The organism is Methanothermobacter wolfeii (assembly GCF_025397995.1).
In the GTDB taxonomy this organism is placed as follows: Archaea; Methanobacteriota; Methanobacteria; order Methanobacteriales; family Methanothermobacteraceae; genus Methanothermobacter; species Methanothermobacter wolfei.
The window spans coordinates 24354-47182 of the sequence record NZ_CP104550.1 but is presented as its reverse complement, the minus strand read 5'-3'; the positions used below and the strand labels follow the sequence as shown (position 1 = coordinate 47182).

The 22829-nt window shown below is 49.3% G+C and carries 28 protein-coding genes; 18 read left to right on the top strand and 10 right to left on the bottom strand.

All coding sequences use genetic code 11. The annotated features are described in order from the left end of the window. Nucleotides 1-92: 92 nt before the first annotated feature. Genes sepS through N5910_RS00255 form a run of 4 tightly spaced genes read left to right on the top strand, consistent with a single transcriptional unit; the run spans nt 93 to nt 3523 of the window. The gene (gene sepS, locus N5910_RS00270) at nt 93-1697 is read left to right on the top strand and encodes an O-phosphoserine--tRNA ligase (protein WP_084531092.1); all 1605 of its coding nucleotides are present in this window, start codon (nt 93-95) and stop codon (nt 1695-1697) included. A 5-nt stretch (nt 1698-1702) separates the two neighbouring features. Continuing rightward, the gene (locus N5910_RS00265; RefSeq protein ID WP_074358246.1) at nt 1703-2074 is read left to right on the top strand and encodes a DUF120 domain-containing protein; all 372 of its coding nucleotides are present in this window, start codon (nt 1703-1705) and stop codon (nt 2072-2074) included. Nucleotides 2075-2106: 32 nt separating this feature from the next. Continuing rightward, nucleotides 2107-2781: a 3,4-dihydroxy-2-butanone-4-phosphate synthase gene (gene ribB, locus N5910_RS00260; protein WP_074358245.1), complete on the top strand. Its 675-nt coding sequence runs from the start codon at nt 2107-2109 to the stop codon at nt 2779-2781. A 10-nt stretch (nt 2782-2791) separates the two neighbouring features. Continuing rightward, nucleotides 2792-3523, top strand: a complete 732-nt coding sequence (locus tag N5910_RS00255) for an ATPase domain-containing protein (RefSeq protein WP_261599624.1) — start codon at nt 2792-2794, stop codon at nt 3521-3523. Nucleotides 3524-3528: 5 nt separating this feature from the next. On the opposite strand, the gene N5910_RS00250 is transcribed toward N5910_RS00255, so the two are convergent. After that, nucleotides 3529-5016, bottom strand: coding sequence for a nucleotide-binding protein (locus N5910_RS00250; protein ID WP_261599623.1), 1488 nt, complete (start codon nt 5014-5016; stop codon nt 3529-3531). A gap of 15 nt (nt 5017-5031) precedes the next feature. Continuing rightward, entirely contained in the window at nt 5032-6390 is a 1359-nt protein-coding gene (gatA, locus tag N5910_RS00245) for an Asp-tRNA(Asn)/Glu-tRNA(Gln) amidotransferase subunit GatA (protein ID WP_261599622.1), read from the bottom strand. A 222-nt stretch (nt 6391-6612) separates the two neighbouring features. Between gatA and ala the strand changes: the two genes are divergently transcribed. From ala to N5910_RS00205, 8 genes are all read left to right on the top strand, one after another. Next, the gene (gene ala, locus N5910_RS00240; protein ID WP_261599621.1) at nt 6613-7605 is read left to right on the top strand and encodes an alanine dehydrogenase; all 993 of its coding nucleotides are present in this window, start codon (nt 6613-6615) and stop codon (nt 7603-7605) included. Between the two features lie 252 nt (nt 7606-7857). Continuing rightward, nucleotides 7858-8022: a hypothetical protein gene (locus N5910_RS00235; RefSeq protein WP_191216293.1), complete on the top strand. Its 165-nt coding sequence runs from the start codon at nt 7858-7860 to the stop codon at nt 8020-8022. 4 nt (nt 8023-8026) lie between these two features. Beyond that, entirely contained in the window at nt 8027-8650 is a 624-nt protein-coding gene (locus tag N5910_RS00230) for a LysE family transporter (protein WP_191216292.1), read from the top strand. 175 nt (nt 8651-8825) lie between these two features. Then, complete coding sequence (locus N5910_RS00225; protein ID WP_084531304.1) at nt 8826-9617, top strand: HAD family hydrolase; 792 nt, start codon at nt 8826-8828, stop codon at nt 9615-9617. Nucleotides 9618-9661: 44 nt separating this feature from the next. Then, a complete protein-coding gene (locus N5910_RS00220; RefSeq protein ID WP_261599620.1) occupies nt 9662-10087 on the top strand; it encodes a metallophosphoesterase family protein in 426 nt (141 codons plus the stop codon). A 32-nt stretch (nt 10088-10119) separates the two neighbouring features. Further along, complete coding sequence (locus N5910_RS09515; protein WP_435114810.1) at nt 10120-10491, top strand: hypothetical protein; 372 nt, start codon at nt 10120-10122, stop codon at nt 10489-10491. 87 nt (nt 10492-10578) lie between these two features. Then, nucleotides 10579-11220 (top strand): 5'-nucleotidase C-terminal domain-containing protein, encoded by a 642-nt coding sequence (locus N5910_RS00210; RefSeq protein ID WP_435114811.1) that lies wholly within the window; start codon nt 10579-10581, stop codon nt 11218-11220. Nucleotides 11221-11233: 13 nt separating this feature from the next. After that, nucleotides 11234-11482 (top strand): DsrE family protein, encoded by a 249-nt coding sequence (locus N5910_RS00205; RefSeq protein WP_074358239.1) that lies wholly within the window; start codon nt 11234-11236, stop codon nt 11480-11482. Nucleotides 11483-11574: 92 nt separating this feature from the next. On the opposite strand, the gene N5910_RS00200 is transcribed toward N5910_RS00205, so the two are convergent. From N5910_RS00200 to N5910_RS00190, 3 genes are read right to left on the bottom strand one after another with little or no spacing between them, the layout of a single operon-like run. Beyond that, nucleotides 11575-11871 (bottom strand): hypothetical protein, encoded by a 297-nt coding sequence (locus N5910_RS00200; RefSeq protein ID WP_084531089.1) that lies wholly within the window; start codon nt 11869-11871, stop codon nt 11575-11577. Nucleotides 11872-11885: 14 nt separating this feature from the next. After that, nucleotides 11886-12131: a TMEM175 family protein gene (locus N5910_RS00195; protein WP_191216291.1), complete on the bottom strand. Its 246-nt coding sequence runs from the start codon at nt 12129-12131 to the stop codon at nt 11886-11888. A gap of 5 nt (nt 12132-12136) precedes the next feature. Beyond that, entirely contained in the window at nt 12137-12901 is a 765-nt protein-coding gene (locus tag N5910_RS00190) for a sugar phosphate isomerase/epimerase family protein (RefSeq protein WP_074358238.1), read from the bottom strand. A gap of 238 nt (nt 12902-13139) precedes the next feature. On the opposite strand from N5910_RS00190, the gene N5910_RS00185 reads away from it, so the two are divergent. From N5910_RS00185 to N5910_RS00160, 6 genes are read left to right on the top strand one after another with little or no spacing between them, the layout of a single operon-like run. Continuing rightward, nucleotides 13140-13577 (top strand): PadR family transcriptional regulator, encoded by a 438-nt coding sequence (locus N5910_RS00185; RefSeq protein ID WP_074358237.1) that lies wholly within the window; start codon nt 13140-13142, stop codon nt 13575-13577. Further along, the gene (locus N5910_RS00180) at nt 13574-14611 is read left to right on the top strand and encodes an ATP-binding cassette domain-containing protein (protein WP_261599617.1); all 1038 of its coding nucleotides are present in this window, start codon (nt 13574-13576) and stop codon (nt 14609-14611) included. The genes N5910_RS00185 and N5910_RS00180 overlap by 4 nt, the downstream gene beginning before the upstream one ends. 3 nt (nt 14612-14614) lie before the next feature. Continuing rightward, entirely contained in the window at nt 14615-15772 is a 1158-nt protein-coding gene (locus N5910_RS00175) for an ABC transporter permease (protein WP_074358235.1), read from the top strand. An 8-nt stretch (nt 15773-15780) separates the two neighbouring features. Further along, the gene (locus N5910_RS00170) at nt 15781-16992 is read left to right on the top strand and encodes an outer membrane protein assembly factor BamB family protein (protein ID WP_074358234.1); all 1212 of its coding nucleotides are present in this window, start codon (nt 15781-15783) and stop codon (nt 16990-16992) included. Between the two features lie 32 nt (nt 16993-17024). Continuing rightward, nucleotides 17025-17336 carry a flavodoxin domain-containing protein gene (locus N5910_RS00165; RefSeq protein ID WP_261599616.1) on the top strand — a complete coding sequence of 104 codons (312 nt, stop codon included), beginning with the start codon at nt 17025-17027 and terminating at the stop codon, nt 17334-17336. Between the two features lie 23 nt (nt 17337-17359). Next, nucleotides 17360-17962: a pyridoxamine 5'-phosphate oxidase family protein gene (locus N5910_RS00160; RefSeq protein WP_238337912.1), complete on the top strand. Its 603-nt coding sequence runs from the start codon at nt 17360-17362 to the stop codon at nt 17960-17962. 143 nt (nt 17963-18105) lie between these two features. Here N5910_RS00160 and N5910_RS00155 read toward each other — a convergent pair whose 3' ends face one another. The 5 genes from N5910_RS00155 to N5910_RS00135 form a co-directional block, all read right to left on the bottom strand. Next, the gene (locus N5910_RS00155; protein ID WP_261599615.1) at nt 18106-18999 is read right to left on the bottom strand and encodes a hypothetical protein; all 894 of its coding nucleotides are present in this window, start codon (nt 18997-18999) and stop codon (nt 18106-18108) included. Nucleotides 19000-19046: 47 nt separating this feature from the next. Further along, complete coding sequence (locus N5910_RS00150; protein ID WP_261599614.1) at nt 19047-19298, bottom strand: hypothetical protein; 252 nt, start codon at nt 19296-19298, stop codon at nt 19047-19049. Between the two features lie 374 nt (nt 19299-19672). Beyond that, complete coding sequence (gene albA, locus N5910_RS00145; protein ID WP_013294904.1) at nt 19673-19948, bottom strand: DNA-binding protein Alba; 276 nt, start codon at nt 19946-19948, stop codon at nt 19673-19675. A 132-nt stretch (nt 19949-20080) separates the two neighbouring features. After that, on the bottom strand, nt 20081-21268 hold the full coding sequence (locus N5910_RS00140) for a nitrogenase component 1 (protein ID WP_261599613.1): 1188 nt from the start codon (nt 21266-21268) through the stop codon (nt 20081-20083). An 8-nt stretch (nt 21269-21276) separates the two neighbouring features. After that, a complete protein-coding gene (locus N5910_RS00135) occupies nt 21277-22794 on the bottom strand; it encodes a 2-isopropylmalate synthase (RefSeq protein ID WP_074358231.1) in 1518 nt (505 codons plus the stop codon). Nucleotides 22795-22829: the final 35 nt, after the last annotated feature.

Below are 22829 nucleotides of genomic sequence, written 5' to 3'. Positions count from 1 at the left end.
AATACTTAAGGTAGATGAGACGAACATTCAGACAGACTCAGAACCAGTCAACGTCACCACCATGATGATAAAGTTTACTGGGGGTTCAGTTTTTGAAGAAGAAGGATATAGTGAAACTATCAAGGAGGGACTTTGAAAGGGCATGGCTTGAAAGCGGCAGGTCCCTGAAAAAGCCCCATCATGACATGCAGTATCCCCGTCTGCGGTTTAAAGCCGGGAAATCCCATGTACTCTATGACACCATATGGATGATCCGTGAGGCCTATCTGAGGCTGGGTTTCAGTGAAATGGTTAACCCTCTATTCATAGATGAGGAACACATCTACAAACAGTTCGGGCCCGAGGCACCGGCTGTCCTTGACAGGTGCTTCTACCTTGGGGGCCTCCCTCGACCCGATATTGGCCTGGCAGCCGATAAGATTGAAATGATGAGGGATATGGGTATTGACACTGATCCAGGTAGGATTGAAAAACTCAAGGATGTCTTCAGGTCCTACAAGAAGGGTGATCTCCCGGGGGATGACCTGGTCCTTGAGGTCTCGGAGGCCCTGGGGGTTGAGAGCCATGATGGTCTGCGGGTCCTTGAAAGGGTTTTCCCTGAGATACAGGACCTTGAACCTGTTGCAGGCAGGACAACCCTCCGATCCCATATGACATCTGGGTGGTTCATATCCCTTAGCAGCATCCATGACCACTATCGGATGCCACTTAAGCTCTTCTCAATTGACAGGTGCTTCAGGAGGGAGCAGAAGGAGGACTCAAGTCACCTGATGACCTATCATTCAGCATCATGCGTTGTTGTGGATGATGAGGTCCCCCTTGACGTGGGTAAGGCCGTTGCAGAGGGACTGCTAGAGCACTTCGGATTCTCAAGGTTCCGTTTCCGGCCCGATGAAAAAAAATCAAAGTACTACATACCCGGGACCCAGACCGAGGTGTACGCATACCACCCCCGCCTCGGTGAATGGGTTGAAATCGCAACCTTCGGTCTCTACTCCCCCATTGCACTTTCAATGTACGGTATAGATAAGGAGGTCATGAACCTGGGTGTGGGTGTTGAGAGGGTTGCCATGGTCCTCAACCAGGAGAGGGATGTCCGTGAAATGGTCTACCCCCAGATTTATAGTTCCTGGAGCCTTTCAGACAGGGACATTGCAGAGATGCTCAGGATAAACCTCCACCCGGTAACCTCAGATGGCAGGGAACTCATGGAACGCATAATCGAGACATGGGAGGCCCATGCAGATGCTGCTTCCCCCTGCAGCTTTGAGGTGTACTCTGGCGAGTTCCTTGGAAGAAAAATAAAGGTGGATGCCGTGGAGGTGGAGAAGAACACCCGCCTCCTTGGACCGGCGGTCTGGAACACCATCTACATCCATGATGGGAACATCCTCGGTGTGCCCCCTGGAACCGGCCTTGACACCGAACTCATAGTAAGGGCCCGTAAAGAGGGACTCAACACCGGCATAAGGTACATGGATGCCCTTGCAGCCGAGGCCGCCTACCGGATAGAGGAGATGGTGGTGCGGGGGGATGAAAAGGTTGAAATCCGGAGCACCATAGCCAGGTCCCTCTCTGACCTGAACCTGACCCTGGAGGATGCTGCCATGAGGTACATAACCGGCAGGAACCGTGAGATAGACCTCAGGGGACCGTTATTCTCAACCATAACCTGTGAACTGAAATCTGGGAGATGAAAGGGATGCAGGTGAAGGGTCGTGTTAGATCAGGGCTTGGCGAAGGAGCCTACTTCATGACAAGGGACGTTTACCTTGAGCCGTTCAGGGAAATTCTGGGCTCTGATCCATTCCCGGGTACCCTGAACATAGAAATTGATGACCCCCTGATCACGGAAAAGATCCTTAAGGGGGCCCGCAGGATCAGGGGCGGGCACGGTTTCGGTGACGTCCTTTATGTGAAGGCCCTCCTGAATGATGATGTTGAGGGAGCCCTTGTATTTCCCCTTAAAACAAGACACAGTCCTTCATGCCTCGAATTCATAGCCCCCATGCCCCTCAGAAAAACCCTTAAATTAAGGGATGGAGATACCGTTACCCTGAAGATAATTAACTGAAAACTGAGTGAAATTTACAGAGTCGTGATTATATGATTCAAGAAGCCCTTAAATCACTGCGAAAGGGAGAAATGGTCCTCGTATTTGATGCTGATAACCGTGAAAGAGAAACCGACATGATCGTGGCCGCTGAACACATAACCCCCGAACACATAAAGGTCATGCGCAATGATGCCGGGGGACTCATATGCGTCCCGGTATCCCATGAGAACTCCGAGAAGCTCGGCATACCCTACATGACGGATGTGATGAATGAGGCCTCAGAAGCCTTCCCTGTCCTTGGAAAGCTATCACCCTATGACATACCCTACGATGAAAAATCAGCATTCTCAATAACGGTGAACCACAGGAAAACCTTCACCGGGATAACAGACAATGACAGGGCCCTTACAATAAGGGAGCTTGCAGATATATGTAGGGATGGAAGACACAGCGAATTCGGAGATCTCTTCAGATCCCCCGGCCATGTAACCCTCCTAAGGGCAACTGATGGTCATGTTACAAGAAGGAAGGGTCATACAGAGATGAGCATAGCCCTCATGGAGATGGCGGGACTTACTGGAGTCGCTGTATGCTGTGAGATGATGGATGACAGGACCGGGAACTCCCTTCCAACTGAAGATGCCATGAGGTATGCCCGGGAGCATGACCTTATATTCATGAGCGGAGCCGATCTCATAGAATCCTACAGAGAGTTCAGATCATAGAGGTGTTGATATGGAGAGGATGAGGATAGGTATCAGTGGACTTGACGATACCATAGGCGGATTCCCCATGGGACGATCCGTGCTTATAACAGGCGAACCTGGATGTGGAAAGACAATCTTCTGTCTGCGTTTCGCGATAAGCAGCTGCATGGAGGGGTACCATACCATCTATATCACTGCCGAGGAGGACGCCAGTGACCTTCACATACAGGCCAACTCCTTTGGATGGAACACCCAGGAACTGGAGGAGAAGGGTCTGCTTAACTTCATTGAACTTACAGGTATAAGGGCAAGGATAACCGAAGCAGAGCTGAGCATGGACATGGACCCCATGAAGGGCAACTTCACAAAGATAATTCATGATATTCCCCCTGAGGCAGAGGTTGTGGTTATCGACAGCCTGGGGGGTTACACGGCCAAACTCACACCCTACGAGTTCAGGAATCAGTTCGATCTCCTTGTATATGAGCTTAAGCAGAGGGGTATCACATCGGTTATAATCCTTGACAGTGCAACTTCAAAGGAGTTCAATGAACTGGCCCTCTTCTCTGTCTACGGTGCCATAAAGCTTGGTAGACGTGAGAATCCCTACACCGGTCGAAGGGAACGTATAATGGATATAGTGAAGATGAGGAGCACCCGGACTCCCCTGCAGTTCCTCACCTATGAGATCGGTGGCGAAGAGGGTATCATGATAACCGAGGGTAAAGAGGAAATCTCTGAAGATGATTTTCAGGTCTGAAGGCATCATTCCGGGGGATGATTAATTTTTTTGAATATCCCCTGTATCTCATCAGGGGTTAAGTAGCCCCTGAAATCTGGTTTTTTTGCAGAGGAGATTATGGATTCAATGTCAAGGTTCTCCTCGATGGTATTCATTGCCATGATGCAGAAGTCCTCAAGTTTTATCTCAACCTCGGGTGTGCCTCCCCTCTCCTTCATCTCAACCCGGGGTATGGTCATGAACCTCCCATGGGATGCCCGCTCAGCTATATCCATGTCATATACCCTGTTAAGGATTGTATGGGGCACCTGGATCCCCATGGCCTCAAGAACGTCTATATGGGCCTGGAGATCGACCACTGCAGACTCTATCCCACCCTTGCTGCAGCCTGCGACCAGTATGACAGGGATGCCTGCTGCGGCTGCAATCTCGGCCCCTGAGTAGGGTGTTCTTTCATTTAAAAGTCCTGTGAGTATGCTCATAACACCCTCAACGAGCACTATGTCATAGCCCCTGCCCCTGATGGATTCAAGCACGTCCTGGAGGTCCATCCAGCCCAGGTGGCCTATCCTTATGGATGAATGTTTCTCCATCGGCTCCTTAACAAGGTAAAGTGCAGGTACTATGTCCCTGACGTCGGGTCCGACCTTCATGACACCTACACGCAGCCCCCTCCTCCTGAGGGCACCTGCAAGTCCCGTTAGAATGAATGTCTTCCCTGAATCAGAGCCTGTTGATGCTATCATGAGGACGGGTGGGACATCTGAACTCTTCCTCTGAGGATTTTCAGTTACCTTCTCACCGGTTATACCGATCTGGGATCTTATCTTCCTCCTAAGTTCCCGGTTGGATTCCATTATCCTTTCACGGTCCTCGTGGTCAGCGTCAAGGAATCGGAGAATGTTTTCAACCATCGCCGGGTTTTCATCAAGGCATCCATGGACCATTGTCCCTGCAATGTTTCCATCATCACTGCAGACCCCCGATGTCACCTCCAGGGTCGTGTCCCTGTAGTCCGCTCTCCTTATAATGGAGCGCATGATCTCATCTGCATCCCCCCTTATCTCCCCGTAGGTGTGGCAGTGGAACCCTGTGACCGTCTCACCCATCAAGTCCCTGGTGAGGAAACATTCACCGGTTATCCTTGCTTCAACACGGTCATTGCTTATCATTGGATGGAATGAAACATCAAGGAGCCCCAGTCCCTCCCTGTAGATGGGGCAGGGTGACTTTCTCCCTATATCTGTCTTCCTGGCAAGGACCTGGAACCCTGAACATATACCCAGTACAAATTTGCCACTGGACGCCATCATCCTTATTTCAGTTGCAAGTTCCCTGGAGAGGCTTCCTGATTCAACAATACTACCCCCGGGGATTATTATCCCGTCAAGGACCCTGTGGGCCCTGGTGCCGTCCACAAGACCGTTATCACCCACTATATCCGTTGGGAGGAAGCCGAAGGTTTCAAATGCAGGTACCGAACCACGGAGGTATGCCAGGCCGATTCTCATGGAAACACTCATGTATCAGTTAAGTTCTGCGATCTCCCTCATTGCAGCAAGGATCCTAGCATCATCCCCTGGTTTTGCCTGGAGCTGAAGTCCCACAGGCACGCCCTTCACCGTACCTGCCATCATGCTGGCGGCGGGTATCCCTGCAAGGTTGGCTATCACCGTGAGGACGTCATATGCATACATCTCCATTGGTTCAAGTTCCTCTCCGAGACTGTGGGGGAGTTTTGGAACCGTTGGGCCGAGTATAACATCAACGTCCCTGAGTATCCTCTGTATCTCCCTTCTTATAAGTGACCTTGCCTGCAGGGCCCTCTTATAGTACCTGCCGGATAGTTCCTTCTGGCTTATGTAGGATCCCATATGGATTCTCCTGAGGACCTCGGGGCCGCAGACATCCTCTATCCTGTGGCCGTACTTCCTCCCATCATACTTCCTTGTTGCAGAGAAGAATTCAACGTAATTTATAAGGTAGTATGTTGGCAGGCAGAGGTCTATGTGGCTGAATTCCAGTTCAACTATCTCCGCACCCTCATCCTCTATGACTCCAAGCTTATCCTGGATTATACGATCTATGGAGTCATCTGTAACCTCAAAGAATTCCTTAACGACTCCAAATTTCATCTCATCGAGTTTAAGGTCGGCTTCAAGGTCAGCGGCTCCGTCGATTGTTGTGGGGTCGGCAGGGTCATGGCCAGATATAACCTCAAGTGCAAGTTTTATGCCTGATACATCGGCTGCGAGGGGCCCTATCTGGTCAAGGCTCATTGCAAGGTCAAGGAGGCCCTGCCTTGATACCAGGCCATAGGTGGGTTTGAATCCCATGACTCCGCAGTGGGATGCCGGGTTCCTTATCGATCCTCCGGTGTCTGAACCGAGTGCAATGTCACACATCTCTGCAGCCACTGCAGCGGCGCTTCCTCCGCTTGAACCTCCAGGGATCCGTCCAGGTGCTGCCGGGTTATCTGTAGGGCCGAAGAAGGATGTTTCGGTTGAGCTTCCGGCTGCGAATTCATCCATGTTGGTCATCCCTATTATCACGGCATCCTCTTGCTTCATGCGTTTTATGACGGTGGCATCATAGCTTCCCCTGTAATTTTCCAGGGTCTTTGATGCTGCAGACACCGTGAAGTCCTGGACGTTTATGTTGCTCTTAACCCCTATAACGAGTCCCGCAAGCCTTCCTGTCTTCTCCCCCCTCTTTATCCTTGAATCGATCTCCTCTGCCCTTCTTATGGCCTCATCAGTGTTAATCTCTATGAAGGCGTTGATATCTTCATTCCTCGCCTCCACCGTCTTTAGGAAGCCTTCAAGGTTTTCCAGTGCAGTGACATCATGATTCTTAACCATCTCAACCTTCTCAACAATATCCATGGTTAACACCTGTAATTCCGGAGTGAACTTATGATCAGATGAGCATTCAGGCGGTCCTCGAAACCGTGAATCCGCCGAGGCTACACCATCAGGGTGATTTGATTTTCAGTCCCTGGAATGCCTTAATGGTAATTTCATTTTCAACACTAATAAATGTGAAGATGGAGTAATAATAATGATGGGACTCTGGAAGAGAATATTATTATCATGACAGGTGAGCTGATGGAAAAAACTGTTATACTTAAAAAGAGCCATGTTGAGGATCTCCTGAGCATGGATGACTGTTTGAAGGCCGTTGAAACCGCCTTTATCCAGGATGCCCTCGGGAAGGTTCAGATGCCCCCAAAGAATTATCTTTTCTTCAGGAGGTATGGGGGTGATCTGCGGATCATGCCATCCTACCTTGAGGAATTCGAAATGGCAGGTGTGAAGTGTGTGAATGTCCACCCCTCAAACCCGGGGAGGTACTCGCTGCCAACCGTCATGGCGGTTATAGAACTTGTGGACCCTGAAACCGGATTCCCCATTGCCCTCATGGACGGGACATATATAACTGATATGAGGACGGGTGCCGCTGGTGGCGTTTCAGTCAGGTACCTTGCAAGGAAGGACTCCGGTACACTTAGAATAGTGGGTGCCGGTAGACAGGCCTGGACCCAGCTGATGGCGATAGAGCGGGTTGTTGACCTTGAAGAGGTGTATGTATACTGCAGAACACCTGAAAACCGTGAAAAATTTGCTTATAAGGCTTCAAAGACCTTTGAAGTTCTTGTGAGGGCTGCTTCAAGTCCGGAGGAAGCTGTGAGGGGTATGGATATTGTGGTGACGGTAACCCCCTCAAGGGAACCTGTGGTGAAGGCTGAATGGGTGTCCCCTGGTACACATATCTGTGCAATGGGTGCCGACGCCCCCGGGAAACAGGAACTTGATCCGGAGATTCTCATCAGTGCAAGGGTTTTCTATGATAACTGGGAGCAGGCATCCCACAGCGGGGAGATAAACGTTCCCCTCAAGATGGGCATACTGGGAGAGGATGACCTCCAGGGGACCATAAGTGATGTTATAACCGGGAGAATACAGGGGAGAACGTCAGATGATGATATAACAGTCTTTGATTCAACCGAGCTCTCCCTTCAGGACGTTGTATCCGCATGGATGGTCTATGAAAGGGCCGTGGAAGAGGGTAGGGGTGTTGAAATAGATCTTCAGGGATGATGATAAGTCTCCATGAACACCCACATCCTCTCTTGTTATCTCACTCATTGATTCAGGGATGATGATAAGCTCTATTGGATGCAGGGACTGTTAATAGACCTCAGATGATGCTCTAAATTTCAGGGCCAGAAAGCGGTCATAAGGGATGCATGGCCCTATGGTTGGATGAGGTTAATGGGCATAGGGTCCATCCCGCAGATGTGCAGGGTTTTATAGTTGTATCACCATAACTCTTAATGGAGCTGTGATACCATGTACCCCACCAGGACGTATATGAACGAACTCCTCAACAGGATGGACCATGTATTTGAGAGGATGAGGATACTCAGCAGGACAAGATCCTTCAGGAAGGAAGAGATCGAGAAAATAGACTATCACCTGACAGAGATCATGAAGATACTCAACCAGTACAACTGATATTATGACCGAACTCCTTCTTTTCACGTTAACCTCATTTTTAATCGGGCTCTCAGGTGCAGTTGCCCCAGGCCCCCTTCTAACGGTCACGGTGTCTGATTCAGTTCAGAGGGGTTTCAGGGCAGGATCATCGCTAATTACGGGACACATAATCGGAGAGGTCATCATAGTTGCCCTCATATTCCTCGGCCTTGGATACATCCTCTCCTCTGAAGCCGCATCATCCCTCACAGGACTTGTTGGAGGATCTGTGCTCATATGGATGGGTGCCATGGGTCTAAGGCGATCCGATATTAAAACCGAAGGTTCAGATGAAGGGGGGTCCTTCCTCAAGGGACTTGTTATCAGCTACTCAAACCCGTACTTTTTCATATGGTGGGGGGCCGTTGGAGCCGCCCTCATGTACAGGGGGGTTGAGATGGCGGGTTTCCTGGGGATTCTGGGCTTTCTTGCAGGTCACTGGCTGGCCGATATTGGATGGTACAGCACCGTTTCATTCCTATCATCAAGAAAATCCTTCGACACCGGCTCCATAGCCTACAGGGTCCTGATGGTGGTATGTAATGGTTTCATAGTCATTGCAGGACTGTACTTCGCATTGAAAGGTGTCCTTTCCATTGCTGCATAATTGCAGGACCATACTTCACAGTGAAGGGTGTTCTATCCCTTGCCGCGCAATGAATCACCCCCCTGATGCATGAACATGCTGAAAACTGAACGATGCAGACCTCAACCACACAGAATCCCGGCCCCCGCAGTAAAACTGCAGGATTAATATGGAACTGAAGACATAACTGGTTATGATGAAGGCGGTTGTTTTTGATAACTCAGGGACACTTATAAAGAGATACAGGGCCCTTAAGAACCTTAAAACAGGTGAGATCTGTGATTACATGAATTCACTGGACCTGGTGGATTACAGTTACAGGAGGGCCCTTGTTGTACTTCAGACGGATCCATCAGAATGTATAATCAATGCCAGGGGTGATCAGACAATCTACGAGTTCATCACAAGAAATCGGATAAGATTTGATATCAGCTACTCCAGCGGGGATGCCAGCAGGGAAGACATCCTCAGAATACTCAGGGGGGACCCTGCAACCGTGAGGGACATACAGGACACCATAAGGGCCGTTGTTGAGAAGGACTACAACATACAGATATGCAGTGGCTCAGGATTCATCGTCAACCTTGACAGAAATACCGTGGAGTTCACCATAACCGCCGGGGGAAAACTATTCCCGGAGGTCCCTGCTGTCATAGAGGAACTCAAAATGAGGGATATTGACATCTACGTTGCATCAGGGGACAGGCAGGGTTCACTGAGGGAACTTGCAAGGGTGATCGGCATCCCCAAAGAGAACGTCTTTGGAACAGCCGATACTGAAGGGAAGGCAAGGATAATACGAGGACTCAAGGAAAGGTACAGCAAGGTTATGATGGTTGGCAACGGACCCAACGATATCCTGGCCCTCAGAGAAGCCGATGTTGGTGTTTTAACCCTTCAGCAGAATGAAGACGTGCCCCCGAGAGTCTTTGATGCCGCCGACCATATAATAGTGAACATAATGGACCTCTTGGATATAGATTTCTAGCCGATCCCTTAAACTGCCTTATAAAAACTATTGGGGGGTGATTTATGGCTGATATAAGCATAGTTCAGGTGAATGATACCCATGGATACCTGAAACCCCACCCTGAACTCTTCTGGGAGGGTGGGAGTGTGAGGTACGAGACCCTTGGTGGTTATCATCACATTGCAGGTATCCTCAACCGGATCCGTGATGAGGGGAACACCCTTCTCCTTGACTGCGGTGACACCCTCCATGGCACATACCATGCCGTGAGGAGTCAGGGCTCCGCAATGTTACCTGTGCTGAATGAGATGGGATTCGATGCCATGACAGCCCACTGGGAATTTGCATATGGACCTGAAAACTTCATTAAACTCTCAGAAAAGCTTAATTACCCTGTTCTGGCTGTGAACTGCTATTATAAGGGGACCAGTAAGCTGGTTTTTAAACCATACCGTATCCTGGATGTGGGTGACCTTCAGTTGGTGTAATCGGAATAGCATCCAACATAGTGGATAAGGTGATGCCCCCATGGTTCAGCAGGGGCCTTGAATTCACCCTTGGCCTTGATGAACTTCCATACTGGATTGAAGTCCTCAGGAACCAGGAAAGGGTGGATCTCATTGTCCTGATATCCCATCTGGGTTTTCCACAGGAATGTCAGCTGGCATCCGATGTAGATGGTGTGGACGTGCTTCTGAGCGCCCACACCCACAACAGGCTGGAGAAACCCTTCATTGTGGGGGACACCATAATAATCCAGTCAGGATGCCACGGGTCATTTGTGGGGCGCCTTGACCTTGAAGTTGATGGTGGCGTCCGGAGATTCAGACATGAACTGATAAAGGTGAAGGGCGAACCCCCGCCACTGATATCCACTGAGTACATGCACTAGTCAGACATGAACTGATAAAGGTGAAGGGCGAACCACAGAAGAAGACCCTCAAATCGAATACGAATACAAAGACATGAACTGATAAAGGTGAAGGGCGAACCCGACCCTGACACTGAAGAACTGGTCCTGAAGGCGACTGAAAAGGACAGTGATTACCTTGAAAGGGTGGTTGGCTCAACCAGCACCCATCTCAACCGTTACACGATAATGGAGTCAACCATGGATAACATTCTACTTAAGTCAATAATGGCGACGGGAGAATTTGACGTTGCATTCTCAAATGGTTGGCGTTACGGGGCTCCGGTGCCTCCAGGAGACATTAAAGTTGAGGACCTCTGGAACATCATACCCACCAATCCCCCGGTATCCAGTGTGGAGCTTACTGGAAGGGAAATATGGAATATGATGGAGGAGAACATAGAGCTGACCTTTTCAAGGAATCCATACAACCAGATGGGAGGTTACCTTAAAAGGTTCATGGGTATGGAGATCTACTTCAAGATAGAAAACCCTCCCGGGGCCCGGATACAGAAGATATTCATAAATGGGAAATCCATGGACCCCTCAGGGAGGTACAGGGCCGTCTATGTTACATCACAGGGCGTTCCTGATGTTTATGGTGAAAACCACTCAGCCTCCGATTTAAGGGCCGTTGATGCTCTAATTGAATACGTGGAGAGGAAGAGTCCTGTTGAATCTGAAATTAATGGCAGCATAACAGCAGTATAAATGGTGGTTTGTGATGAAGTACCGTGTCGTGTTCCACCTTGATGAGGACGATGACATGAGGGTCAGTCTTGCACTGAACAATATAAGAAACCTTATTGCTGACCTTGTAGATGTGGAGGTTGAACTGGTGGCCTATGCTTCAGGTGTGAATCCGCTAAGAAGGAACTCAGGGTATTCAGATACCATTAAGATGCTCATGGATAGGGGAGTGAAATTCGCGGCCTGCTCAAACACCCTCAAAGGGGATGGGCATAGGTCCTGAGGACCTCCTGGATGGTGTTGAGGCCGTTCCATCAGGTGCCAGGGAAATAGTAAGGTGACAGGCTGATGGCTGGGCCTACATGAGACCCTAACCTAGAGGAATCGCTTCAGAATTATTATCAGGTAGCAGAGGGAGCTCTGATCAGGGAAGAAGGGGGTTACCGCCATTGCCAGTAAAGCCGCAACAGGCATTAAAAGGTTTTTGATGAATGAATCCCTGTAAAATTTCATTTCAACACTCAGAAGTCCCCTGTGATATGAGTAGAACCAGTTCAGTGTTAAAAGGACCCCTATGATGAACATGTTCACATGGAAGAACATGTTTGATGCTGCAAGGCCTTTGCTGTTCCCAATGAGCTCGGTTGAAAAGGAGACCAGGGCCACGAACATGAGCCAGAGCAGGTTTATCCAGAGAACCCCTGTGTCAGCACCTTTAACCTTCTCAAGGTGTATGTGGTTAACCGCCAGAACACTCCCAGGAGAATGAAGCTCAGGGCATAGGTGAAGAGCTGGGGTGCCAGCGAAGAGATGTGGGTCTCCATTGATGATTCCGCTGTAATGTTACCTGGTAACTCGATGGTCAGGACAAGGAGGGTCATGGCAATGGCGAAGATTCCAACAGTAAGTCCCTCGATAAGATTCTTTTTCATCAGCATTAAACAGTCCCCTCATTCATGATGGATCTTTCAATGATCCTCCTGCTCTTAAGGACACCCTCATAGCTGTTGAGTTCTATAACGCCCCTGTGAACTGATTTTAGGAGGCCCAGTTTAAGGGTTCCCTCGCCGAGGGGGAGGTGCTGGTCCCTGACCCCATTGTTGTCACTAAGATGATAGTGGGTGGTCCTCCTTATTTCAAGGAAATCCTCAAGGAACCCCGTGGTATTTGCATGGCCAATATCAACTGTTGCATGGCATCCGCATTTCTCAACAAAGTCCTGGTGTTCACTGGGGGTGTTGCAGAGGTATGAAAACCTTCCAGGCATGTTTTCAACAGAAAGTTTAACACCCTTATCCTCAGCATACCCTGCGCATTCCCTGATGTTATCGATGGCCATTTCCAGTGCAAAGTTCCTTATCCTCTCCTCCTTCCTGTGCACCACTCCAGGGTGGGTTGTGACGGTTGTTGCGCCCATCATGGATGCCAGTTCAATTGTCTCCAGCATCTGCCTCCTTGTCTCCTCCCTCACCCCCGGGTTCATGCTTCCAGGGTTAAGGTCTATGGTTGGTGCATGGAGCAGCACCTCCACATCATAGGACTCAACTATCTCGGCTGAAAATCCATCCTCCATCAGCCTCCTGGGCCAGTAAGGACCCTCACAGAGGACCTCTATAAGCTGAAATCCATCCCTTTCGGCGGTCTCAAGCATATCCTCAAGGGATTTCATGAAGAGCGCCAGTGTTGAAAACCCGAGCTTCATATCTGATCACGTAATCATGTTCTATCATCAACATTTATCAGTTTTTCCATGCTGATCCCATAATGACCCTGAAGAACCAGTAAAAGCCATTATTGAAGGTTTTTTAAAATTTTGAAGTTAAATATCCCGCCTATTTCCTTAAATCTGTGAATGAGTACAGTTCATGTATCCATAAGCTGCACCGAAAATTATATATAACTCATGATATATCATTAAATCGATATATCAAAATCTGGAGATGTTAGGGTTGGAGAATGAAACAGCACCCTCTGACAGAGAAGCTCGGAAGTTTGATGAAAAGATAATAAAGAGCTTCATGAGGGGATTTGGAAAGACAATGATCCTCTGGATGATAAGTAAGGAGAAAATCCATGGCTATGAGATAATGAGACGCCTGGAGAAGTTCTACTCCCTTGAGGGCGCCCACTGCCGGATCAAACCACCGGGCCCGAGCGTTGTCTACCCTGTGCTCCATGACCTTGAGAAGAAGGGCCTCATAAAGGGGAGCTGGGAGATGCACGGAGAAAAAAGGGTGAAGTACTACGAGATAACCCCCCTGGGAGAAGCCACCATTGATCGTATAAGGGATATAATGGAAAAACACGTCTCAAAGATCTGGGAGGACTTCTGGAGGGATATTTTCCCATCTGAAAGGGATGGGGAGGGTGAAGAATGAAATATGCAATCGAAACCTTTGACCTTACAAAAACCTACGGGGACTTCACTGCAGTTGACAGTCTCAACATGAAGATAAAGAAAAACTCCATATTCGGGTTCCTGGGCCCCAACGGTGCCGGTAAAACAACCACCATAAAGATGCTAACCTGCCTCATACCCCCAACATCAGGCACCGCCAGGGTGGCAGGCCACGACGTGCTGGAATCCCCCGACGAGGTGAGGCAGAAGATAGGTATGGTGCCCCAGAAGGTCAGCCTCTACATGGACCTCACAGCCAGGGAGAACGTTGAAATGTGCGCTGACTTCTATGGTATGCCCCAGGATCTCAGGGAGACCCGGATAGATGATCTGATGGAACTGGTGGATATAAAGTACGCTGCAGACAAACCTGTTGGCCAGCTCTCAGGGGGACAGCAGCAGAAGGTATCCCTTGTTGCAAGCCTCATACACCAGCCAGACATCCTCTTCCTTGACGAACCCACCATAGGGCTTGACCCGACAACCAAGAGGGTGCTCTGGAACCTCATTGATGAACTCAACAGCAGCGGCCATACCATAATACTCTGCTCCCATGACATGTACGAGGTGGAACTGCTATGCGACTACGTGGGCATCATAAATCAGGGGGTCCTTGCGGCCTTCGACACCCCCCAGGGCCTGAAGGACACCCTTATAATGGAAGAAGAATCCGTGAAGGCCCGTGAAATCACAGGAATCCTTGATAAGATTGAACAGGAAAGTGCTGAACCCGGAGAAACAGGGAAAAAAGGGGGGGTCTGCAGGGGTACCGAGATAAGCATGCTGATAACAAACCTCACAGACGACCTTCTATCTGAACTTGAATCCCTCCCGGTTACATTGGAGGTCAGGAAGCACCGCACAGGCAGGGTAATCCTTGAACTTGACGAGAAATGTGAAACAGCCATAAACGAAGTCCTCATGGCTCTCCTAAGGAACAACGCCCGTATAACTTCAATATCCACCAGGGACCCATCACTGGAGGATGTGTTTATAAAGGTTACCGGAGGGTAGGAAATGGAAATGAAAAAGGTAATGTGGATGCTTAAAAAGGACCTGATAGTCCTCTGGAGGCACAAACCCCGCCTTATCTCCCTTATCCTGTTCCCGATACTCATGATAACCCTTTTCGGGTACGGGCTTGGAGGGACACTGGAGAACATCCCTGTGGTGATTGTTGAACAGAGCAGCGGCCCCCTGACAGACCAGACGGTCGCTGCCATGAAGAACATGAACCTCTACGATATAAAGGATATTCTGAAGGATCCTGACACTGCAAGGGACATGGTGGACACGGGTCAGGTGAAGGCCGCCATAATACTCCCTCCAAACTATGACAGCATGAGTGAAGAGCCGACTGTTGTAATGTACCTCGACTCCTCGGATCAGCTGGCCAGTCAGGCCCTGGTACCCGCAACCCAGGCCCTCTTCAGCAGGCTTTCAGGACAGCTAGCCATTGAAAAAATGCAGGGCGGCGGCATGAACCCTGCAGCTGGAAGTGCTTCAGGACCCGGAGAGAGTTTCCAGAGTATGGTGAATGCTATAAACCTCCAGATAGACAGGATATACGGGGATATCAAGTACATGGACTTCCTTGTGCCTGCTGTCCTTGCAATGACCATAATGTTCTCATGCATGTTTGGAATGGGCCAGTCCATTGCAGGTGAGAGGGAGAGGGGTGAACTTGCAAGACTGTTCATGACCCCAACAAGTGTTTCAACGGTTGTTGGCGGGAAGATAATCTCAAAACTGGTAATAGAAAGTGGAAGGGCGTTTCTACTCCTCCTTGTTGCCATAGCCCTCTTCGGGATCACCATAAATGGCAGCATGCTCCTCACAGTACTCCTCCTTATACTAACAGCCCTCTGCTTTGTTGGCTTCGGGATAATGATATCGGCGAGGGTGGCGACCCAGGAGGACTACATGCAGATGGTGATGCCCTTCGCCATGCCCATGATGTTTGTATCAGGGGTATTCTATCCCATAGAAACAATGCCATGGATATTCCAGAAGATTGCCTACATCGTACCCCTCACCTATGCAAATGACGCCCTCCGTTCAGTCATGCTCAGGGGGGCCGGTGTCGGCAGCATATGGGTGGATATCCTTGTACTTGCAGGTTTCACGCTCCTCTTCTTTTCAATGGGAGTTACAAGATTCAATAGAGATATTTAGGTGATAGCATGAAAATCAAAAATCTCATAATGGTCTTCATGGCCCTTGGAATGATTCTGAGTCCTGTCTCAGCAGCTGACTGGACGGTCTTTCATGGCAACCTCCAGCACACAGGTTTTGCTGAGGAGCCAAGCGATTTTTCAGCCAGCACATGGTACCTGCAGATTGGTGGCGTGAAATCATCGCCGGCCATCTTCAACAAGGTGGCGTACATCGGTTCCATTGACGGGAAGCTCTACGCCATCAACCTTGAGACCGGAAGTGTTATATGGAGCTATAAGACAAGTGGAGCCATAATTTCATCACCAGCAGTTCTGAATGGCACGGTATTTGTGGGTTCCATGGATGGTTACCTCTACGCCATCGAAACAGATACCGGGGACCTTAAATGGAAGTTCAAGACAGGTAACAGTATAGAGTCCTCACCTGCAGTTACCAATGACACAGTCTATGTTGGCTCAGATGACTGCAGACTCTACGCGGTTGACATCGACAACGGGTCAAAAGAGTGGGAATTCTACACAGGAGATGCTGTTAAATCATCCCCTGCTCCAGTGAACGGGACCGTGTACGTGGCATCATCCAACGGAAAGATATACGCCATCAATGAAAACGGGGAGGAGTTATGGAGCTACACAACAGGTGACGCTGTACAATCATCCCCTGCATTCTGGAACGACACGGTTTACGTGGGATCTGATGACGGAACCCTCTACGCGCTTTCAGCCGGTGATGGGAGCATAGTATGGAGGCAGAGCCTCGGGAACAGGATACGCTCCTCACCAGCCGTGGATGATGAGGAAAACAGTGTATTCATAGGATCCGATGATGGGAACATAACATCCCTGGATACAAGGACCGGGAAACTTAAATGGTCCATCAGGACAGGGGCCGCTGTAAGATCAACCCCTGCAATATTTGACAGCAAGATAGCCGTGGGATCAGATGATGGAACCCTTTACATACTGAACAAGTACAGCGGGAAGGAAGAATGGGCATATTCACCCGGCTACTATCTCTTCAACTCGCCTGTAAGTTCCTCACCCGTGGTGTACGGTAAAACCGTCTACTTTGCAACTGAGAACGGATACATCTACTCACTGAACAGTGAAAAGGAAGAGGGTCCCGCATCAGTATTCGGGTACTACCTGGCAGCCATAATCATTGCAGTCGCAGGAGTCATCCTTGTCGTCTGGAAAGTCATCTCCAGGCGCAGATAACCCTTTATTTTTTTCATTTGACTGGTGATAGAATGTTAAGGACCCTTATAGTCTATAAAGGCGTGTATGGCTCAACAGAAGAGATAGCCAGGAAGCTCGGGATGATACTGGGCCCATCGAGGTGCTGCACCCCCGAAGAGTTCAGGGATGAGTACAGGGAATTTGAATTCATCATCATGGGCTCCGGGGTATACAGGGGAAAACTGCATCCCGAGATAACTGATTTTATCAGGGACAAACCCTGGATCGCTGAAAAGCCTGTGGCCCTCTTCTCGGTCTCACTGAGCATGGAGGATGGGGCCAGAGCCCTCAGAGAAGCTGAGGAACTCATGGGGATCCGCTGATTTCAGGGTGCCTTGGCGGTCGCATGATCCTTGATGAACTCTCAGAGGAAGATCTGGGGGAACTGAGGAGATTTTCCGCTCTTACAGGAATGCCACTCAAGGATACTGACCTCACATCCACGGAGGAGGTCATTGAATTTGGACTTGAACTCAAAGATATACGGGACTCCCTCATGAAGGATATGGGTGATGAGGAACTCAGAAAGTACGTTGAAGAATTTCTAAGATCCCACAACACATGCACCCTTGCAACCTGCCATGGGTCATGGCCAAGGGCAACGCCAATTGAATACACATACCATGATGGCTGCCTCTACCTTATCAGTGAGGGCGGGGAGAAATTCGCGGGGCTCCTGATGAACGGCAGGGTTTCTGTTGCCGTCTACGAGGACTACACCTCCATGAACAACCTTGCAGGAATGCAGCTGACAGGAAGCGCCGAGATTGTTCATGGCAGAGATTATATGGCCGGAGTGCTGGCTTTAAAGGGGTTGGGCACCGATTTAATTGATAAACTTCCCGTGGACCTGAATATCATAAAGGTAACCATCTCAAGGGTTGAATTTCTCTACAGCAGATTCAGAGATGAGGGTTTCCATGTAAGGCAGACACTGCAGTTCAAGTGAATTAAGAGCATCATCCCTGAAGGAAATGTGGCGCTGATTCATTGGAGCTATACCAGAACTGGCTAAGTAAAAAAAATAATTTCCCTATTGTAATATCAGCAGCAGTCTTTAACTGAAAAAATAAAATTTTAGTGGAATGCCAGTTATAACATTCCATTATTGTATTTATCAAGCATGCTCATCCAGGAGAGGACCTCTTGCTTCTCTGGCTTTGTAATGCTGGTCCAGCTAGATGCATCGTATGTTGCAAGGAATTCATCAGCATCTGAAATCATGTCAAGGACCTCGTCGCTTGCATAGGCCCCGTTCAGTATGTTTAATTTCGCGGCAAGTAACTGTGCATATAGCTTGTTTATGCCGTTAGATGCTGCTCCATTAAACTGCAGTATCCTGAAGGCCTGTTCAGCGGTGGTTACAAGGATGCTGTCCTCGCCTCCCGGAGTTCCCAGCCAGATTCCGGTGCCGAGGAGTTCTGTCACAACATCATCATTGTTTCCATTGAACCCTGCATGTGTCTTCCAGTAGCCGATTGTAAGTGGTGCAACGGGACTGGCCTGTATTACCACGGTTACTGTTGCATTTGCACTCTGACCCGTTTCCATTATTGTTGCTGTGTTCACGTAGGTTCCGTTCTCGGTGAAGGTCACATTATATTTAACTGATCCTGAGTCACTGAACATCCATGAACCGCCATTAGTGTCATCCACATTTATGCATTCATATAGAGGTGTCAGTGTTCCCGGTAGTATGGTTGTGGCTGAAGGTGATGGGCCGAAGGGTGTTCCCAGGTGCCCTGAATGGTTGGTTATTTTAACATTCGCTGTTACCTTATATGTCCCGCCTGCATGCACCTGCTCCGGTGTAAGATCTATCCTGTAGGGGTATACTCCCACTTCACCGGGGTCTAAAACCGGATTTGAGGATAGATCAAGGGTGTATGTACCTATAAGGTCATTTGGTGGAGGTAAGCCATCACGTAGCTCAAGTAGAACCGTAAGGTTTTCGGTTGCAAATTCACCTCCATTGCAGACCGTCACATTACCCTCAATCCACGCCCTGTCAGTGTAACCTGTCCTGTTGACGTTTATTGTATACTCTGAGGTGGCTGAATCCCCCTGGAGATGTTCCAGGTATCTGGAGTCACACTCTTATCTATCTCCCAGGAGTATTCCCTCACATAATTCGCATCTGCCGTGACATTAGCAGTTAGAGTTGTTCCAGCAGCACCCCTGCTTGCAGCAGAGGAGTTTGCTGATAGAAGAACAACTAACAGGAATGCCATCAGGCACCAGCCGACTGGTTTTAAGCCGGCGGCCTTAAAAACTCTAATTTTCATCCCCCCATAAAACATTAAAACAGAACCCCTATTTTTCTTAAGGGACTCTGTAACTATTTTTATGGAATTTCCGACATAAATAGCTTTTTAAAATGTCAGAAGATAACTGAAAATTATTATTAAGGGATGTCTGTCACTGAAAATTCCAATAAAAGTGAAAAGAGTCATATGTAAAAATAGTTATTCCAAAGAGCCCCTGAATGTGGGGAAACCCCTTCATTCCCGACATGGTTGCAGTAAACCCCAATGGGGTGTTGGGAGATCTATTATCAGCAGATGATCTGAAAGGCTGTGGCGCAACTGAAAAGAGGATGATAATGGCTTAACAATAAAATATAAAAAATGGAAACCAGTGGCTTCCATCTTTTATATCCTTAATCCTTGCGGAGCTGTATTTCTATCGCTGAAACATTGGTAGCGGTTCCCTCGTTACCAATTATTTCCTCTGTACATATATCGATGTTCTCTATCTGTATATCTGGTATGAACCTGTTTCTTACAATCTCTGCAACATCAACAGCCCGGCTTATTGCTCTTCCACGGGCTTTAAGGATTACTTCACTGGTCCCACCGTTCATCTGAGTCACTACGGCTAGAACATAGTTCATTACAGGCTTGTTTCCGATGTATACTACATTTTCCTCTGACATCACTTAACCTCCAAGAGTGTCTGTAATAGAATAGTCCTCTGGAATTATATAAACTTTGTGATATGATAACTGAAAAATTTAATAATCATCCACAGGACCCTTTCACTGGGCTGTCAATGGCCTTGAAGAGATTCATCCCCTGGAACATGAAACCGCATCCCTGATTTTATCTGCCACGTTAAGGGCTCCCTGGAAGCCTGCCGTGAGTACTGATCCATGCATCACGTCAACAAGGGGCATCCTGAGGCCCTCTGAGAGACAGGTCTCGGCGAGGCCCCCTACAATTACATCTGGCTCAGCATCCCTGAGGGCATCCTCAACATCTGAGACATCCGTGCCTACAAGGACCCGTGACCTGAACCCGGGGACACGGCCAAGGTTTTCCAGGGTGTACTCACCTATCATGTCCATTGAAACAAGCGCAACTTCCATTCCAAGCTCTGATAACAGTCCTGCAAGTGCAGCAGCCCTTGTCGGTCCTGAGACAATGGCTGCCCTCAGGCCCTTAAGCTCAGCGGCCCTGTCCATGAGGGCGTCCATGAAATCATGGTAGGCCTCCTCCAGGGGATAATCTATGCTGAAGTACCTGAGGATGCCGGCATAGAATTCCCTTGAATTTGAAAGTCCCATGGGGAATGGATGGTGGTGGAAGGGGATCCCGAACTTCTCCTCAAGTAATCGGCATGGTCCTATACCCGAGACGTCGCAGAAGGAAAGGTTCAGATGGGCAGATGGTATCCTCCTCACATCATCCAGTGTGCACCCTGCGGTGAGGACGCAGTTTACTGAAACACCCATCATCTCCAGGGATCCGGTTATGTGTCTCAGGTCCGGGCCCCCGCGGAACTCTCCTATAATGTTAACCCCGGGTTCCCTGGGGGGCTCCCCTTCCAGGCAGAACTTCTCGATGAGGGCTGTCATCACCTCCTCATAGCCCTCCCCCTGTGTTGATTCAAAGCCCCCTGCACTTACTGTTATGACTTCGGATCCCAGGTCCCCTGCTGATTCCTCCGCAACCCTCCTTATATCCTCTCCTATGATACTCGTTGCACAGGAGCTCATGACAACCATGAGGTCAGGGTTGTGGGTTTCATCAGCGTTCATGAGGGTCCTCCTGAGTTTATCTGAGGCCCCGAAGACCACATCTTCCTCAACAAGTTCTGTTGATGCAATCCTTATCCTCTTGCCGCCCCTTGCAGTCAGGAGGTACCTTATGTGGTAGCCGCAGCCCCTTGGACCGTGGATTACAGGGAGTGTATTCTTCATTGCCGCCGCAGCCCTCACGGCTCCGAAGAGTTTGCACGTTGATACCGGTTCCATCTACACACCTATTTAAGGCTCAGGATTTTGTTTATGGCGTCAAGAACAGCCTCTACACTTGCCATGACGATGTCCTCCCTTGTGGATCTTCCTGTTGCCTTGTTACCTTCCCCGTCGCTCATGACAACAAAGACCTCTGCCAGGGCATTTGTACCCCCTGTTATGGCCTCGATGTTATATTCATCAAGTTCTATGTCTGCAGTTTCACTTACAAGGCTCTGTATGGCGTTTATGGCTGCATCAACAGGTCCGACCCCTGTCATGGATGTTGTTTTAACCTCGTCACCGATCCTGAGTTTTACCGTGGCTGTTGGCATGACGCTTTCACCGGTCATGACGGCTATGCCCTCAAGTTTCACTATCTCCCTTGCCGCCTTTCCAAGGATGGTTACTGCCATCGCCCTCAGGTCAGCGTCTGTTATCCTTTTACCCTTATCTCCAAGCCTTTTAACCTGTTCATAGAGGGTGCAGAACTGTTCCTCGTTCATTTCTATGTCGTATTCCCTTAGTTTTGATCTGAGGGCGTTTGCGCCTGTGTGTTTTCCGAGGACTATCCTGCGCTTGTGGCCAACCATCTCGGGTGTTATGGGTTCGTAGGTCTCTGCCTTCTCCAGGACTCCGTGGACATGGATTCCTGCCTCGTGGGCGAAGGCGTTTTCACCGACTATGGCCTTGTTGGGCGGCATCCTGACCCCTGTGAGCCTTGATACGAATTCGGATATGCTGACAAGTTCCGTTGTCCTTACAGGGAGCGGCAGGTCATAGCGGGTTATGAGTGCCATTACAACCTCTTCAAGGGCTGCGTTGCCTGCGCGTTCCCCGAGGCCGTTTATGGTTGCATGTACCTGTGATGCTCCTGCCTCTACTGCTGCAAGGGAATTTGCAACCGCCAGGCCGAAGTCGTTGTGGCAGTGGACGCTTACCGGGACCTTCAGTTCATCCACAAGTCTGGATACCATGTGGTTCATGGCCCTGGGGATCATCACCCCGACGGTGTCGGGCACGTTTATGATGTCTGCTCCCGCGTCCTCTGCTGCCCTGTAAACATCCAGGAGATAATCAAATTCTGTCCTTGTGGCATCCTCTGCAGAGAACTCAACTTTAAGGCCGTGGTCGGCGGCATATTCAACTCCGAAGACAGCCTTTTCTATTATCTCCTCGGGTGACATTTTGAGTTTGTACCTGCGGTGGAGGGGTGATGTGCCTATGAAGGTGTGTATGTAGTCAACACCGCAGTCTATTGCCGCGTCTATATCCTCCTTGAGCACCCTTGCCAAACCACAGGTGTTCGCATCAAGGTCAAGTTCCACTATCCTCCCTATGGAGTTCATCTCCCCTGGAGAGGCTGCAGGGAACCCTGCCTCTATGGTGTCAACACCCAGCTTATCCAGTTTTCTTGCTATGCCTATCTTCTCATCAACCGTGAGGGCCACTCCAGGTGTCTGTTCACCATCCCTGAGTGTTGTATCAAATATCCGTACCGACTCCGGTAGGTTCATCTGGTCCTTAACATCTTCTATGTACATTCTCATATCCCCATGGTCTGGCTGTATGATTATTA

Coding starts and splice junctions, on each gene's coding strand:
- N5910_RS00265 (WP_074358246.1), top strand. CDS start 1,703: ATGCAGGTGAAGGGTCGTGTTAGATCAGGGCTTGGCGAAGGAGCCTAC.
- ribB (WP_074358245.1), top strand. CDS start 2,107: ATGATTCAAGAAGCCCTTAAATCACTGCGAAAGGGAGAAATGGTCCTC.
- N5910_RS00255 (WP_261599624.1), top strand. CDS start 2,792: ATGGAGAGGATGAGGATAGGTATCAGTGGACTTGACGATACCATAGGC.
- N5910_RS00250 (WP_261599623.1), bottom strand. CDS start 5,016: ATGAGAATCGGCCTGGCATACCTCCGTGGTTCGGTACCTGCATTTGAA.
- gatA (WP_261599622.1), bottom strand. CDS start 6,390: ATGGATATTGTTGAGAAGGTTGAGATGGTTAAGAATCATGATGTCACT.
- ala (WP_261599621.1), top strand. CDS start 6,613: ATGGAAAAAACTGTTATACTTAAAAAGAGCCATGTTGAGGATCTCCTG.
- N5910_RS00235 (WP_191216293.1), top strand. CDS start 7,858: ATGTACCCCACCAGGACGTATATGAACGAACTCCTCAACAGGATGGAC.
- N5910_RS00230 (WP_191216292.1), top strand. CDS start 8,027: ATGACCGAACTCCTTCTTTTCACGTTAACCTCATTTTTAATCGGGCTC.
- N5910_RS00225 (WP_084531304.1), top strand. CDS start 8,826: ATGAAGGCGGTTGTTTTTGATAACTCAGGGACACTTATAAAGAGATAC.
- N5910_RS00220 (WP_261599620.1), top strand. CDS start 9,662: ATGGCTGATATAAGCATAGTTCAGGTGAATGATACCCATGGATACCTG.
- N5910_RS09515 (WP_435114810.1), top strand. CDS start 10,120: ATGCCCCCATGGTTCAGCAGGGGCCTTGAATTCACCCTTGGCCTTGAT.
- N5910_RS00205 (WP_074358239.1), top strand. CDS start 11,234: ATGAAGTACCGTGTCGTGTTCCACCTTGATGAGGACGATGACATGAGG.
- N5910_RS00200 (WP_084531089.1), bottom strand. CDS start 11,871: ATGTTCGTGGCCCTGGTCTCCTTTTCAACCGAGCTCATTGGGAACAGC.
- N5910_RS00195 (WP_191216291.1), bottom strand. CDS start 12,131: ATGAAAAAGAATCTTATCGAGGGACTTACTGTTGGAATCTTCGCCATT.
- N5910_RS00190 (WP_074358238.1), bottom strand. CDS start 12,901: ATGAAGCTCGGGTTTTCAACACTGGCGCTCTTCATGAAATCCCTTGAG.
- N5910_RS00185 (WP_074358237.1), top strand. CDS start 13,140: ATGTTAGGGTTGGAGAATGAAACAGCACCCTCTGACAGAGAAGCTCGG.
- N5910_RS00180 (WP_261599617.1), top strand. CDS start 13,574: ATGAAATATGCAATCGAAACCTTTGACCTTACAAAAACCTACGGGGAC.
- N5910_RS00175 (WP_074358235.1), top strand. CDS start 14,615: ATGGAAATGAAAAAGGTAATGTGGATGCTTAAAAAGGACCTGATAGTC.
- N5910_RS00170 (WP_074358234.1), top strand. CDS start 15,781: ATGAAAATCAAAAATCTCATAATGGTCTTCATGGCCCTTGGAATGATT.
- N5910_RS00165 (WP_261599616.1), top strand. CDS start 17,025: ATGTTAAGGACCCTTATAGTCTATAAAGGCGTGTATGGCTCAACAGAA.
- N5910_RS00160 (WP_238337912.1), top strand. CDS start 17,360: ATGATCCTTGATGAACTCTCAGAGGAAGATCTGGGGGAACTGAGGAGA.
- N5910_RS00150 (WP_261599614.1), bottom strand. CDS start 19,298: ATGAAAATTAGAGTTTTTAAGGCCGCCGGCTTAAAACCAGTCGGCTGG.
- albA (WP_013294904.1), bottom strand. CDS start 19,948: ATGTCAGAGGAAAATGTAGTATACATCGGAAACAAGCCTGTAATGAAC.
- N5910_RS00140 (WP_261599613.1), bottom strand. CDS start 21,268: ATGGAACCGGTATCAACGTGCAAACTCTTCGGAGCCGTGAGGGCTGCG.
- N5910_RS00135 (WP_074358231.1), bottom strand. CDS start 22,794: ATGTACATAGAAGATGTTAAGGACCAGATGAACCTACCGGAGTCGGTA.